11 protein-coding genes and 1 pseudogene are annotated in these 13,970 nt (G+C 68.8%); 3 read left to right on the top strand and 9 right to left on the bottom strand.

Features of this window, described 5'->3' with window-relative positions; translation table 11 throughout:
* Positions 1–42: 42 nt before the first annotated feature.
* Positions 43–1,137 (top strand): glycosyltransferase, encoded by a 1,095-nt coding sequence (locus ACI1US_RS07820; RefSeq protein ID WP_461639544.1) that lies wholly within the window; start codon positions 43–45, stop codon positions 1,135–1,137.
* A 12-nt stretch (positions 1,138–1,149) separates the two neighbouring features.
* Here the strand turns inward: ACI1US_RS07820 and ACI1US_RS07815 are convergent, their stop codons facing one another.
* The gene (locus ACI1US_RS07815) at positions 1,150–1,923 is read right to left on the bottom strand and encodes an SDR family oxidoreductase (protein ID WP_461639542.1); all 774 of its coding nucleotides are present in this window, start codon (positions 1,921–1,923) and stop codon (positions 1,150–1,152) included.
* 243 nt (positions 1,924–2,166) lie between these two features.
* Here ACI1US_RS07815 and ACI1US_RS07810 point away from each other — a divergent pair, with 243 nt between their 5' ends.
* On the top strand, positions 2,167–2,526 hold the full coding sequence (locus ACI1US_RS07810) for an RNA polymerase-binding protein RbpA (protein WP_461639540.1): 360 nt from the start codon (positions 2,167–2,169) through the stop codon (positions 2,524–2,526).
* 12 nt (positions 2,527–2,538) lie between these two features.
* Here ACI1US_RS07810 and lnt read toward each other — a convergent pair whose 3' ends face one another.
* The 8 genes and pseudogenes from lnt to ACI1US_RS07770 all read right to left on the bottom strand — a co-directional run.
* Positions 2,539–4,380, bottom strand: a complete 1,842-nt coding sequence (gene lnt / locus ACI1US_RS07805; RefSeq protein WP_461639539.1) for an apolipoprotein N-acyltransferase — start codon at positions 4,378–4,380, stop codon at positions 2,539–2,541.
* Positions 4,377–6,767, bottom strand: coding sequence for a DEAD/DEAH box helicase (locus ACI1US_RS07800; protein ID WP_461639537.1), 2,391 nt, complete (start codon positions 6,765–6,767; stop codon positions 4,377–4,379). The genes lnt and ACI1US_RS07800 overlap by 4 nt, the downstream gene beginning before the upstream one ends.
* Entirely contained in the window at positions 6,764–7,651 is an 888-nt protein-coding gene (gene tatC / locus ACI1US_RS07795) for a twin-arginine translocase subunit TatC (protein WP_461639535.1), read from the bottom strand. The genes ACI1US_RS07800 and tatC overlap by 4 nt, the downstream gene beginning before the upstream one ends.
* Before the next feature lie 38 nt (positions 7,652–7,689).
* Positions 7,690–8,781 carry a helix-turn-helix transcriptional regulator gene (locus ACI1US_RS07790; RefSeq protein WP_461639533.1) on the bottom strand — a complete coding sequence of 364 codons (1,092 nt, stop codon included), beginning with the start codon at positions 8,779–8,781 and terminating at the stop codon, positions 7,690–7,692.
* The gene (locus tag ACI1US_RS07785; RefSeq protein WP_461639531.1) at positions 8,781–9,845 is read right to left on the bottom strand and encodes a helix-turn-helix transcriptional regulator; all 1,065 of its coding nucleotides are present in this window, start codon (positions 9,843–9,845) and stop codon (positions 8,781–8,783) included. Before ACI1US_RS07785 ends, ACI1US_RS07790 begins: the two co-directional genes overlap by 1 nt.
* A 12-nt stretch (positions 9,846–9,857) precedes the next feature.
* Positions 9,858–10,796 carry a peptidylprolyl isomerase gene (locus ACI1US_RS07780; protein WP_461639529.1) on the bottom strand — a complete coding sequence of 313 codons (939 nt, stop codon included), beginning with the start codon at positions 10,794–10,796 and terminating at the stop codon, positions 9,858–9,860.
* A gap of 69 nt (positions 10,797–10,865) precedes the next feature.
* A complete protein-coding gene (locus tag ACI1US_RS07775) occupies positions 10,866–11,999 on the bottom strand; it encodes a tRNA (adenine-N1)-methyltransferase (RefSeq protein ID WP_416549521.1) in 1,134 nt (377 codons plus the stop codon).
* Between the two features lie 81 nt (positions 12,000–12,080).
* Positions 12,081–12,638: pseudogene (locus ACI1US_RS07770) on the bottom strand (HAD family hydrolase); the annotation flags it as partial.
* 71 nt (positions 12,639–12,709) lie between these two features.
* Between ACI1US_RS07770 and ACI1US_RS07765 the strand changes: the two are divergent.
* Positions 12,710–13,858: a PAC2 family protein gene (locus tag ACI1US_RS07765; RefSeq protein ID WP_461639527.1), complete on the top strand. Its 1,149-nt coding sequence runs from the start codon at positions 12,710–12,712 to the stop codon at positions 13,856–13,858.
* Positions 13,859–13,970: the final 112 nt, after the last annotated feature.

The raw sequence follows: 13,970 nt of genomic DNA, 5'->3' as shown, positions 1-13,970 counted from the left end.
ACACGTCGGAGGCCACGAGGACCCGCGAGAAAGGCAGACACAATGCAGGCGCTCTTCATCACCGCAGACCTCGGCGGAAATCTCCCGCCAACCCTCGCTGTCGCCCGCGCCCTCGCCAGGCGCGGCGTTGCGGCTACCGTTGCAGGGCTCGCGCCCGACAGCACCGACTTCCCCACGCTCCACTTCGACGCGGCGCTTGCGATCACGCCGGAGCGCGGCGGGAAGGGGCTCCGCAAGAGCTTTGCGATGGCTCGCCTCGTCGCCGGGCGGGCAGCCGCCCGGTCCGCGCGGGAGCTCATCGACGCGGCGCAGCCAGACGTCACCGTCGTCGACTGCATGCTCCTCGCCCCACTGCGCGGGGCTCTCATGGCGGACCGCCCGACAGCTGTGCTGTTTCACACCTTCGGTGGGTACTGGGCCCGCACCTTCGATCGCGGCCCAGCAGGTCGCGGGCTCGCATTGCTCGGGCTCAGGCCGCGGAAGCTCTGGGGCCCGGCATCGACTCGGCTCATGCTCACGGACCCCGAGCTCGATACGAGCAGCGCCTCACCCGAACTGCGTCGCTACACCTGGGCGGGAACCTCGGAGACCGGAGCTGAGCCCGTTGCACGCGGAGGCCGCGTCCGCGTGCTCGTCGCGCTGAGCGCAACCGATTGGCCGGGCATGCTTGCCGTCTATCACAGCATCGTCGCGGCGCTCGCACAACTCCCGGTTGATGCGGTCGTGACGACCGGCGGAGTCGAACTCGGGGGCGAGCTGCGCGGTGCCCCAAACGTCGAGGTGCGCGGCTGGGTCGCACACGACGGGCTCCTGCCAGCGATGGATCTCGTCATCGGGCACGGCGGTCACTCGACGACCCTCAAGGCCCTCGCGCACGGCATCCCGCTCCTCGTGCTGCCCATCAACCCGATTTCGGATCAACGGCACGTCGGGCGAGCACTCGAGACGGCCGGGCTTGCACGGGTGCTGCCGCGCACCGCGAGCGCACGCGAGATCCGCGCCACGGTCACCGGCCTGCTCGCGGATGCCGCACTCCGAGAGCGTGCGGCCGCGGTCGGGCGGCGGCTGCGACACACGCCGCCAGGTGGTGAGGTCGCGGCTGCGCGGATCCTCACCACCATGAGGCGATCGGGGTGACCCCCCGGGACTCTAGCCGAAGCTCGTGACGTCACCGACGAGGCGGGTGTTGTCAGCGGGCACCTCGTCGACAGCCGCGCGAGCGACCTCAGCCGCGAACTCGGCGACGTTGTACAGCTTGCCCGCCTGCTCACGGCGCTCCTCGAGCGCACCCGGGTTCATGCGGTTGAGCAGCGTCGCAGTGACGGTGCCCTCAATCATGTCGCCGGAGACGACAACAAAGCCGATGCCGCGCTCAGCGAGTGCGGGGATACGCTCGCGCAGCGCGTCCTCGCCCGCCCGCTTCGAGAGCGCCACGGCCTCGTACTCGGGCATCGTCGGCGTCGTGCGGATGAAGTGCGCCTGGTGGCTCGTCACGAAGACGACGCGCGATCCCTCACCCATGAGCGGCAGCGCAGCGTCAAGCACACGCAGCTGCGCGTCACGGTTGAGCTGCAGCGCGTAGTCCTCTGCCATGCCCGACTCCATGCCGCCGGAGGCGTTGAGCACGAGAATGTCGAGCCCACCGAACTCGGCCTTGATGTCGGCCATCATGCCGGCGACCGAGGCCTCATCGGTGAGGTCCGCGCCCTGCACGAGGGCACGCACGCCGAGCTCGCGCAGCTGGGCGCCCAGCTTCTCAGCGCGCGGGGCTTTGTTCCGGAAGTTCACGACGACGTCTGCCCCGGCCTCCGCAAAGTAGCGGACGGTATCTGCGCCGACGCCGCGGGAGGATCCCGTTACGAGGGCCCTGCGGCCTGCGAGGCTTCCGGCGTCAAGGATGGGGGTGGCAGCGGTCTCAGTCACAGTGTGGTGTCCTCAGAGTGTGAGTGGGCGAGCGGTTGAACTCGTCTCAGCGTAGTCGAAGAGCCCCGCCGCGGGCGCATGCCTCGCGCGGTAACGTCGAGCCCGCCGAGACAAAAGTCGGGGTTCGCTCGGAGCAATCGGGGGTGTACTCGGCGAAGAATTCGCGATACGCTGCGAAGAACCCGGCGGAAGTGCCAACCCAGATGGCGCACAGCTAGACCGCCGCATGCGAGGGAGGCTTCAATGGCCGATCGAACACTTAAAGGGTCAAGAATTGGCTCGACCAGCTTGCAGGGCGAAGCAGGGGTAGAGCTGTCCCCGCGCCGCACGGTCGAGTACATCACCGACAAGGGTGTGAGTTTTGCTGTCACGTTCGACGCCGACGCAGAGCCGCCGCCCGAGTGGTCGGATCAGCGCAGCGGCGAGATCGGCTTCCTCGACGACGAGGCCGGCAGGACAGCCCGTGCCGAGCTTGAGGCCAAGGAGTCCTCGCAGCGCACCCCCTGGGACATGCTCATTGAGCGGCGCTCCCGCGAAGAACTCGAAGAACTGCTCGAAGAGCGCCTGAAGCTACTCCGCGCGCGCCGCGGCACCGCCAAGTAAGGCGGGCGCGAGTTACTCCACTGCGTGTGTGAGTGAGGCCGCCGCGCTGCGTGGTCGCTCACGCCTGGCGCGGATGAGCACGAGGCTTCCGCCGAGCGCACCCACGAGCCCGGTGACGATCCACAGCGTCGAGATCACGGCACCAAATCGGAGGGCCGGGGTCTCCCCCGTGACGAGCGGCACGTCTGCGACCATCGCGCCTCGCGTGAAGGCCTCGAGCCCGTCGAGGTCTCGCCCGTCCGGCGCGACGATCCGGCTCGTCCCGACCGTCGAGATGTTCACGAGCGCGCGGCCCGTCTCGATGGCGCGCAGCCTGGCGATCTGCAGCTGCTGCACGCTCTCGTCGGTGCGGCCAAAGTCAGCGTTGTTGGTGGGCGCGAAAATCACCTCGGCCCCCTCGTCGATCATCTGCTCGGCCTGGTCATCGAAGATGATGTCGAAGCAGATGGCAACCCCGGCGACGATCTCGCGGCCGAGCGCCTCGAAGCCGTGCACGGGGGCGAACTCGCCGTGTTCGTATTCGAGCTGAACGAGGTCGACGAGCTCGGGGGCGAGCGCCCGGAAGAAGCTGCGGTTCGGCATGTATTCGGCGAACGGCACGGGGTAGCGCTTGTCGTAGCGGCTGCCCGCCGCGGTCTCCGCGATACCCTCTGGCCCCCACACGACCGAACTGTTCGTGTAGGTGCCGTCGTCGTTCGCGAGGATCGTTCCCACGATGATCGGCGCTTCAGCGCGCTTCGACAGCAGCGCGATCTCGCGGCCGCGCAGCGGGTTGTCGGTGAGGGCGAACTCGGCCGAGTTCTCAGGCCAGACGATCACGTCGACGCCGTCGCCTGCGGCCTCGAGCTCGTCGAGGAGCTCCTCGGTGCCGCGCACGTGGTCGGCGTAGACATCGCCGGATTCACGGTCGTCGAAGATCCCCGACTTCGAGTTGCCCTGCACCGCGGCGACCCGCAGTGTGCCGGTCTGCTCGAGCTCGGCGGGCGGCACGAGTGCGAGCCCGAATACTGCGACTGCCGCCACGACGGCTGCGACCGCGCCGCTCACCGCACGGCCACGAAGGCCCTGGCCGCGACGCAGGCCGAGCCGCGAGCCCGCCTGTGGGCCCGACTGCAAGTCCGCCTGCGGGGCCGCCTGCGGGGCCGCAGGCGGGGCCGCCTGCGCAGCCTTCAGTGGGGCCTTCAGCGGGGCGGCGATCGCCGCGACGACGAGGGCGAGCCCGAACACGACGAGCCCGCTGAGCCCGGCAAAGCCGAGCCACGACACCAGGGAACCGAGCGGGCTCTCTGCGAAGACGTGAGCGACCCTGGCCCACGCGAAACCGTCATAGGGCCAGTTACCCTGCACTGCCTCGCGCGCGACCCAGATGCCCGCGACCGCGACCGCCTGCACCAGCACCAGCACCCAGCGGCTCGCGAGCAGGCCCGGCAGCGCACCGGCTGGCCTGCCTGCTTGCTGGCGCGCCACCGCCTGTACGTTCAGTACCGCGAGCCCGCGCGTTGCGGCAGCGGTCGCCGCGCCCTGCAGCACGAACCACGCGATCATCACGCCGGAGAGCGCGAGCCAGGGCACCGGCCCGAGATACAGCGTCAGCCAGCTCAGGTGCGAGAGCCAGAAGGCCGCGCCCGACGCCAGGCCCGCAAGCATCGCGACGCGGATCGGCTGCTGCCACCAGCTCGCGACAATGAGCAGCACCGCGGGAAACACGAGCGGCCAGATTGCGGCTCCGGGGTTCGCGAAGTCGAAAAGGAACCCGCCCGCGGCGGCCGCGCCGACTGCGGCCCACCACGGCAGGCGGGCTGGCGCGAGCTTCGCCGGCGCTGCCGAGGTGTCTGGGAACTGCCCTGCGGTCATGACGAGCTCGACGCCTCCACGATGCCGCGCTTGATCGACCGTTTCGCGTCGCGGGCCAACGCGCCGAGCACGCTCAGGCGAACGGCGTCATCACTCAAGCCATCGTGGTAGACGGCCACGTCGCAGGCCTGCGACACCTGGTCGAGGAGATCGATCGTCTGCTTCGTCCAGCGCACGAAGTCGCCGGCACCGAGCCCGCTGGTCTCGAGCACCTTCTCGAGCGTCGACCCCTTCGACCAGTCATACATCGCGGCGGCAAGGCCCGCGTGCGGCATGTCTGCGCGCGGCAGCCGGTAGTGCTCGGCGAGGTCGTCAAGCTCGACCCAGCGGTCGAGCACCCGGTCAAAGGCCTGCCCAAACTTGCCGCCGGGGCCGCGATCCACCGCTTCGTCATCCCGCCGCGGCTCGTAGGTGAGGGCGCAGCACATCGCCGCGAGACCGTTTGCGTCGAGCCCGCGCCAGAGATCGTGCCTGAGGCACTCGGCGATGAGCAGGTCGCGCTCACCATAGATGCGGCGGAGCATCTCGCCGTACGGGGCGACTTCGACCCCGCCATCGCGGGTGTCCCCCACGAGGTACCCGAGTTCCAGGAGCTCCTCGACAACGCGCTCGAAGGTGCGCGCGATTGTGCCGGTGCGATTCGCGACCTGGCGGCGGCCGCGCTCAAGCTGACGGCGGAGCTTGCGCGCGCGATCGTCCCAGCGCTTCTTGTCGGATCCCTGAGCGCGTGCCGCGGCCTTTTCGTAGCCCTGCAGCGACGACTGGGCCGCCTGCAGCTCTCGCGCCTGATCGACAACCGCGCGGTCAGCCTGGAACTGCGCAAACGAGAGCTCGAGCGTGTCCCGGGCCTGCGAGTAGCTGAGGCGCTGCAGCAGATTCACCGCCATGTTCGCGGTCGGCCGGAACGTCGACTTCACCGGGAACGAGCGCGTCCCAGCGAGCTGCGAGAGATCCTCGACGTCGACCGAGTCGCTCCAGACCACCACCGAGTGACCCTCGACGTCGATGCCGCGGCGACCGGCTCGACCGGTGAGCTGCGTGAACTCCCCCGAGGTAAGCGGCACACGCTGCTCGCCGTTGAACTTGTCGAGGCGTTCGATGACGACGGCGCGGGCCGGCATGTTGATGCCGAGCGCGAGCGTCTCGGTCGCGAACACGAGCTTCACGAGCCTGCGCTGGAAGAGCTCCTCGACGACGGCCTTGAACGCGGGAAGCAGGCCCGCATGGTGGGCAGCGACGCCGCGTTCGAGACCCGCGATCCACTCGCGTGTCTCGAGCACGCGGCGATCCTCCTCGCTCAGGCTGTCGACGAGCCGGTGCGCGACGCGGCGTATCTCCTCGCGCTCCTCCCGCGTCGTGAGGGCGATGCCCTCGTACATGCACTGGCGCACGGCCTGGTCGCAGCCGTTCCGGCTGAAGATGAAGACGATCGCGGGCAGGAGCTGTGTCTCGTCGAGCGCGCGGGCGATGTCGCCGCGCGAGATCCGGCTCGTTCGACGCTGCGGCGGTCCCCCACGCGACCGGCCCCGGTCGCGGGAGTTCCGGCCGCCATCGCGGCCACCATCGCGCCCGCTATCACGGCCGCCACGACCACCGCGACCGCGGTTGCCGAGCATCCAGAGTTCGGGGTTCACCTTGCCTGCGCGTGCGAGCTCGCCCTCGCGGTCGACGAACAGCGGCATGAGCGCCTTCGTCGTGAGCACGTGCTGGTAGAGCGGCACGGGGCGGTGCTCCGAGAGCACGACGTCGGTCTCGCCCCGGACGGCGTGCATCCAGTCGCCGAACTCCTCGGCATTCGAGACTGTCGCCGATAGCGATACGAGCCGCACCGTACGCGGCAGGTGCAGAATAATCTCTTCCCACACCGCGCCGCGGAAGCGGTCGCCGAGGTAGTGCACCTCGTCGAGCACGACGAAGGCGAGGTCGGTGAGCGTCGGCGAAGCCGCGTAAATCATGTTGCGGAGCACCTCGGTGGTCATCACCACGATGGGCGCGTCCCCCCGGAGGTTCACGTCCCCAGTGAGCAGCCCCACCTCGTCCTCGCCGTACTCGGCGCAGAGCTCGTGGAACTTCTGGTTCGACAGCGCCTTGATGGGGGCGGTGTAGAAGATCTTCGCGTTGCTCTCCCGCCTGGCGAGGTACACGGCGAACTCGGCGACCGTCGTCTTGCCCGAGCCTGTCGGAGCCGCGACGAGCACACTGCGGCCCGCTTCGAGCCGCTCGCAGGCGTTGCGCTGGAACGGGTCAAGCGGGTACGCGAGCTTCGACTCGAAATGGGCGAGCGCGGTGTCGAGGGAGCTGTCTGGAGAGCTGTCTGCAGAGCTGTCAGCAGTACTGGCGAGGGTGCTGTCTGGCGCGCTGTCGGCCGGAGATGCTTCGTGGGTCACGAGTCTGTGCTCGCCTTTCGGGGCTTCGCCGACGCGTCGGACTTGGATGTCGCGGGCTCATCTTCGTAGTCGCTGAGGTCTGGTTCGCTGAGGTCGATGCCGTACTCCTCGAACTCCTTCGCCCTGCGTTTGTCGACCCTGCGATCGTGCAGCAGCGAGATGCCGACGGCAATGAAATACAGCACGATCATGGGCACGGCGAGGAGGAACATGCTCCAGAGATCCGCAGCGGGTGTCGTGAGCGCCGCGAACAGCACGATGACGAGGATCGCGACGCGCCAGCTCTTGAGGATCGTCTTACCGCGGATGATGCCGACAAAGTTCAGCATCACGAGCACGACGGGCATGACGAATCCGACGCCGACGGCGAGCATGAGCTTTACGGCGAAATCGACGTAGGTGCGGGCACTCAGGTAGAAAGCATCTTCCGCGGGCTGAAACGTCGAGAGCAACCGCACGATGTTTGGCAGCACGTACCAGGCAGCAAAAATACCCGCCAGGAAGAGCGGCACCGCTGCTCCGAGGAACCCGACCCCGTACAGTTTCTCTTTGCGGGTCAGACCGGGGGCCAAGAATGCCCAAATCTGATACAGCCAGATGGGCGCCGTGATGATCACGGCGATAAACAGCGCGATCTGGATCTGCAGGTCGAAGCCCTCGGTGATCGAGCTGTACGTAAGCACCGCGTCGCGGCCCTGGAGTTTGAGCTCGTTGATGGGGTCGCGCAGCAGGTTCCAGACGGGCTTCACCAAGAACCAGCCGCCAACCAAGCCGGCAACCAGTCCGAGCGCAGCAATAATCAGGCGCTTGCGGAGTTCTACGAGATGTTCCCCGAGACTCATCCGTCCCTGCCGGTTACGCTTCTCGCGCCCCTCTTTCGCCATGGCGCAAGTGTACCGTTTCCCGGCTGCGAAGATCCGCGCTACTCGCCGTATGCGGCGAGGGCGGCTTCCGCCCACTCGCTCACGGCCGCGCGGGCCGCGGGCGGAGCCACAATCTCGATCTCGCCGGGCCCGTGCTGCGCGAGGCGCACGGCGGCACCCGCGTGCCAGGCTTCGATCCGCACGAGCACGCTCCCGGGCGCGACCTGAACAGTGGGGTCTGACACCTCTTCGGGAGCGAAACCGCGGATGGCGCCGAGCAGCCGCTTCGGGACGACCGCGAGCATCTCGCGGCTCACGAGGTCGCTGCTCACGGTCCCACCGCGCGCTGCTGCATCGCCGGGCGCTGCATCCTCGCTGGGCACTGCAGCCTTGCCGGACGCTCCAGCCTCGCTGGGCGCTGTCCCTTTGCCGGGCGCTGCATCGCCGCCCGCGGCACTATCGCCGCTCGCCGCTTCGTTTCCGCCCGCAGTCTCGAGGATCTCGAGGCCGCTGATCTGTGCGACCGCAAAGGTGCGATCCGCCGCCCGCTCGACACTGTAGCCGAACAGGTACCAGACGCCCTCGCGCTCGGTGAGCGAGGCGGGATGCACGGTGCGGACACTTTCGGAGCCGTCCGCGGCACGGTATCCGAAGCGTACGGCCCGACGGGCTTCGATCGCGCCGACGAGCGCTGCCAGGGTGCCGTTTCGGTCGGAGGCCGACACCGCCACCGCGGGCAGCCCGGCAGTGCCCATTGCCGCCCCGAGCCGTTCCCCGAGCTGCGCCGCGAGCGCCGCGTCCGCGGGCGACAGCAGCGGTTGCAGCGCGGCGAGACCGGCGAGCAGCGCCGCGGTCTCAACTCCGGTGAAGCGCGGGGTCTCTTCGATCGCGACGGTCTGCGTGAGCGACACGGTGTCGCGCTCCTCGAACTCATCCCAGTCGATGTCGAAGAGATCGTTGTGCTGGTACGAGAGCGTCTCGCCTGGGATCCCCGCCGTTCCGAGAAAGCGGATGAGACCCCTGAGCATGTCAGGGTCGACCTCGAACGTCTCCGCGAGCTCCGCGATCGGCGTCGGGCCGTGCTCGCGCAGGTAGGGCACGAGTGAGAGCAGCAGGACGACGCGGTCACTTGCGAGCATGGTGCGGGCCATCAGCGTGCCCCTTCCTGCCGAGCGGCGGAGTCGGGATCGGGCGCGCCTGATGGCGTGACACCGCCGTGGCCGCTCCCAACGCGGCCAAGCAGCGCGATGACGGCATCGCGCAGCACCTGCGGTTCGAGCACCACCGCCTCGGCACCGTACCCGGCGATGAGCGCCGCGAGCTCGTGCAGGTCGACCGTGCCGAAGCGCAGCAGTCGCGAGCCGTCGCTTTCCGCAGTCGCGACAGCCCCCGGCGAGAAGCGGGCGTCGGCACGGGAGCGTGACGCTACCCGCAGCAGCACCCGCGGCTCACGTCCAATTTCGACGAGTTCGGCTACGGCGCGCTCGACCCGGGCCGCGGCGTCGCTGGGGCGCGCGGGCTCGGCGGGTCGTGGATCGCGCACCGCGACCTGCCCGGAGATCCGGGCGAGCAAAAACACGCGCGTCGCGTCGCGGTCAAGATCGTAGGCGATGAGGTGCCAGCGGCCCTCGAAGCGGCGCAGCTGCAGCGGGAACACCCGGCGCGTGAGCGGCACATCGCGCTCGGGCAGCTGGTACCCAAACTCGGCGACCTGCCCGGCCTCGATCGCGGCGAGCAGCGCTGGCGCTGAGGGTTCAGAGGTGCCGAAGCCCGCGCTCACGCCGAGGCTCAGAGGATCGCGGCCACCACCGAGCGACTCCAACTTCATCGCCGCGCGTCGCGCTTCCTCAGTGAGGCTCCCCTCACGCCACGCAAGCACGGCCATGCGCAGCATCATGAGTTCGCGATCGCTGAACTCAAGGCCGGCTGGCACTTCCAGCGCCGCCTTCGAGATGCGGTAGCGGGCGAGCTGATTGTTTCCGGGCTCGCCGGGCGAGTCGACAGTCTCTACGGGGATCCCGAGCAGCCTGAGCTGCTCCTTATCTCGCTCAAACTGGCGGTCAAGAGAGGCACGCTGCGCGTCCTCCCGATAGCGGTCCGAGTAGCCGTAGACGGAGGAGAGCAGCTCGTGCTTCGTCAGTCCATTGGTGCTCGCAACGAGAGCGAGTACCAGACTGAATACCCGCTCTTCGCTGGGAACCTTCGATCGGGCCAACTCTGTCCCGTACTATCCCACCGCGAGGATATCGAGCACGATCACCCGGGCGTTGTCGCCGCCCTCGGTGATGACCACCTGCGAGCCGATGGGCGCGCCAGTGAGCTGCTCGCGGAACGCGAGTCCCTGCGCGGCAGCCTCGGTCTCGCCGGGCAGCAGCTGCGGCCCGCCGGAGGTCCACGAATTGGTGAGGACGTTGCCGTCCCAGTCGACGGCGAACATCTGCACGAGCAGACGGCCCTCGGCCGAGACATCTTCGCCGTCACCCGCGACGCGAATCGCCGAGGTCAGTCCGACCGGGGCGTCACGCGGCGGGAAGACCACGCCGGGCTGGCCACTCTCGTCGGTGACGACAGCAGGGAAGCCGTTCGGCAGGCCCTTGGCGCGGCCGCTGGCCTTGAAGTCTGAGACGCCCTCGAGATCCATCACCGCGACGAGCGCTGACTCGGGGGTGCCGCCGATCTGCTGGCGCAGCGGCAGCGCGTCCTGCGGGCTGAGCGCGAGCACGACGCGTTCACCCGGAACGGCGCACTCGACGGCAGCGCTCAGCGGGTTCAATGCGCCCTCGGCGAGCACGAAGAACTCGTTGGCCTCAGACGAGCCGCCAAAGCCCGCGCTCGCGAACAGCTTCTCGCCAGAGCCCTGGTCGTAGAACGCAAAGTTCACCGAGGCGATCGTGTCGTTCACCGCAAGCTTCGCGCCTGGCTTGACGCCGGAGCTATCGATGATGGAGCGCTGCGAGACAGGAATCTCGGTGTCGGTCGGGATCGAGACCTCAGGCTCAGTCCCGAAGCCGCCGAGCACGACGACGCTATCGCTGAGCGCGCCAGCACCGAGCGTGGACGTGCACTCACCGCGATCCACCTCAACCACGTCGGTCGAGCTGCAGCCGGTCAAGACTGCTGCGGAGACAGCGACGGTAAGAACCGCTGGGGCGATGCGACGAAGCATGGAACACCTCTCGAGTGCGTCGAATGCGAACCTGCCCATCCTACCGGGTGTCCGCTGGGGGTATGGGCGTTACTCGCCCTGGTCGGTGATTTCGGGCTGCGCGTCGCCGCTGAGCTGGGCGTCGCCCTCGGCGACATGCTCCGTGCCGGCGCGGTGCTCGGCGATGCGCTGCGCCTCGCGCGCCTTCTTGCGGAGGATCTTGTCGCTCTTGATCCGCTGCCCGACGCTCTCCTCGGTGAGCTCCGAGGCGTCACCGTCGGGGCCCATCTCGCGCAGCCATGTGCTCATGTCAGCGTCAGAGAAGTCGCTCTTCGAGGCGCGGCGCTTCAGGCTCGGCAGCGGGGTGCCGGGGGCGAGCTTGCGCGCGGTCACGAGGAATCCGGTGTGGCCGACCATCCGGTGGTCCGGGCGCACCGCAAGCCCCTCAACGTGCCAGCCGCGCACCATCGTCTCCGATGCCTGCGGGTGAGTGAAGCGGCCCGAGCGGCGCAGCTCCTCGACCGTGCGCGACAGCTGGGTGACGGTTGCGACGTAGCAGATGACGACGCCGCCGGGCGAGAGCGCGTCGGCGGTCACCCCCACGCATTCCCAGGGCGCCAGCATGTCGAGCACGACGCGGTCGACGCTCCCGGCCTCGAGCGCGTTCGGCAGCTCCTCCTGGAGGTCGCCAACGCGGACGGTCCAGTTCTCCGGATCCTTGCCGGCGTATGCGCGGGCGTTCGCGCGGGCAATCTCAGCGAACTCGTCGCGGCGCTCGAAGGAGTGCACCTCCCCCTCCGGCCCGACCGCGCGCAGCAGGTGCAGCGACAGCGCGCCCGATCCAACGCCAGCCTCGACGACGCGTGCGCCGGGGAAGATGTCGGCGAGCGACACGATCTGCGCCGCATCCTTCGGGTAGACAATCGCGGCACCGCGCGGCATCGACATCACGAAGTCGGACAGCAGCGGCCTGAGCGCCAGGTATTCCTCGCCGCTCGAGTTCTCGACGACCGAGGCGTCGGGCAGGCCGACGATGTCTTCGTGGCGGATCATGCCCTTGTGGCTGTGGAACTCTGCCCCGGCCTCGAGGGTGATCGTGTTCATGCGGCCCTTCGGCCCGGTGAGCTGCACGCGGTCACCGAAACGGAACGGGCCGCGCAGCGCGGGCGTGCCCTGCGGGGTGCGCTCACTCTCCCAGAGCTCGATGACGCTCGCTGCGTTCATTCCGTCGAGCGAGGTGAGCACCCGGTGGGGTGCCCGCGACCTGGGGCTCAGCGGAACCAGGCCAGGGGTCGCAATCACGACGGCACCGGCGGCCAACGCAGAGGCGACGCCGGGGCGCGAGTCCTCGAATGCGACACAGTCGCTCGCGGAAGCGCCGACTGCGGCAGCCCCGCGCAGGTATGGGTCTGGGTGCGGCTTCTCATGGTCGACCTCGTCGCCCGCGATCACGGCGGTGAAGGTGCCCTCGGGCAGCATCCCCGCGACCGCGTCGGCGACCCGCCGCACGGACATCGTGACGAGCACGTTCGGGATCCCGAGCTCACGGAACTCGGCGAGCAGCTCGCTCGCCCCCGGCATCCAGCTCGGGCGCTCGGTCGCGAGCCCGGAAACCAGGGCTTCGCTCCACTCATCGATAATCTCTTCGACGGACAGCGGCACGCCAATCTCGCGGAACCGCTCGGCGGCCTTCACGAGGCCCGAGCCGACAAGCTCGGTCTCCATTCCCTCAGGGAAGGTGAGGCCGTAGCGTTCGAGCATCGCGTGCTCGGCCCGGATCCACAGCGGCTCGGAGTCAATAATGGTGCCGTCCATGTCCCAGAGGGCGGCTGCCGGCCGGGCGGTGTTCGTCGCAGTCGTCATTTGACTCATCTTACCGGTCACGTCTCGCCGCTCGTGCGCGGCCGAGGCGTTCGGGAGATAGTCTGGAATGCGTGAAAGATTCGACCGACCCCCAGCTCGCACCCCGCGTCCTCATCGCCGCGTTCCAAGGGTGGAGCGACGCGGGCGACGCGACCTCAGAAGCCATTCAGCACCTCATCGGCCTCCAGCAGGCAGAGCTGCTGCACATCATCGGCGGCGAGAGCTTCGTCGACCTGCAACTGCAACGTCCGAAGATGTTCCGCGACGACGACGGCCGCCGCACGATCGAGTGGCCCGATACCCGGCTGTACGGCACGGTGCACCGGCCGGGCGTGGTCGTCGGCCGCGGCCAGGCAGGCAGCAGCACCGCTGGCGCGAGCGCCAAGGCCGACTCCGAGGGCGAGACCATCACCCGCATCGACGGCTCGCCCGTGCACGACCTTTTCTTTATGCCCGGCTACGAGCCCGGCCGTGATTGGGAGAACTTCGCCGACGAGGTCGTCGAGCTCGCCGAGGTATGGGGCGTTGACCTCGTCGTACTGCTTGGCTCGATGTACTCGGACGCGCCGCACTCCCGCCCGATCATCACCAGTGTCACCTCGGAAGATCCCGAGCTTAGGCAGCGCTACGGAGCCGAGCGCAGCGACTACGAGGGCCCCGTCGGCATTGTCACGGCGATCGACGTCGCCCTCGAGGCAGCGACGATCGACAGCCTCTCGCTCTGGGTCCAGGTGCCGCACTACGTCCACTCAGCGCCCTCGCCGAAGGCCACGCTCGCGATCCTCGACAAGCTCGAGGAACTCCTCGACATCGTGATCCCGCGCGGCGAGCTCTTCGCGCAGGCGACCGACTGGGAGAGCAACATCAACCGGATCGCCGAGAACGACGACGATATGACGCGCTACATTCGCAGCCTCGAGGAGGCACGCGACGACGCCATGGCCGCCGAGACGACGGGCGACGCGCTCGCGGCCGAGTTCGAGAAGTTCCTCGAACAGGACTCGCGGGGTGCGGCGGCAGGCGCTGCGTTGTTGGAAGACGACGCGGGCCTGGAAGAGGCTGCGTCGTTGGAAGACGCCGCGGGTAGCGAAAGCGCCGCGACTCTGGAAGACGCTGAGAGCACAGAGAGCACAGCGGGCACGGCGGGCACCGAAAGCGACCTCCCGCCGGGCGCCGATCCAGATTCCCCCGCCGGCCCCACCCAGCCGTCAGCGAGCTAGCGCGCGGAACACCCCGCCACCCTGCCCCGCCCCGCGCACTCCTGGTCAATTCGCGCCCAAAACCCCGGTCCGCCCGCCCGATCGGTGGCGCAAACTGACCAGAAGTTGAGGG

Origin of the sequence: Leucobacter sp. BZR 635, assembly GCF_048061935.2 — a bacterium.
Classification (GTDB): domain Bacteria; phylum Actinomycetota; class Actinomycetes; order Actinomycetales; family Microbacteriaceae; genus Leucobacter.
Note: the sequence above shows the minus strand (reverse complement) of the source record. Positions and strands in the feature narration are given on the sequence as shown.

Bases quoted from the DNA above. Each gene is read 5' to 3' on its own strand.
- ACI1US_RS07820 (WP_461639544.1), top strand. From the start codon at position 43: ATGCAGGCGCTCTTCATCACCGCAGACCTCGGCGGAAATCTCCCGCCA.
- ACI1US_RS07810 (WP_461639540.1), top strand. From the start codon at position 2,167: ATGGCCGATCGAACACTTAAAGGGTCAAGAATTGGCTCGACCAGCTTG.
- lnt (WP_461639539.1), bottom strand. From the start codon at position 4,380: ATGACCGCAGGGCAGTTCCCAGACACCTCGGCAGCGCCGGCGAAGCTC.
- tatC (WP_461639535.1), bottom strand. From the start codon at position 7,651: ATGGCGAAAGAGGGGCGCGAGAAGCGTAACCGGCAGGGACGGATGAGT.
- ACI1US_RS07790 (WP_461639533.1), bottom strand. From the start codon at position 8,781: ATGGCCCGCACCATGCTCGCAAGTGACCGCGTCGTCCTGCTGCTCTCA.
- ACI1US_RS07780 (WP_461639529.1), bottom strand. From the start codon at position 10,796: ATGCTTCGTCGCATCGCCCCAGCGGTTCTTACCGTCGCTGTCTCCGCA.
- ACI1US_RS07775 (WP_416549521.1), bottom strand. From the start codon at position 11,999: ATGAACGCAGCGAGCGTCATCGAGCTCTGGGAGAGTGAGCGCACCCCG.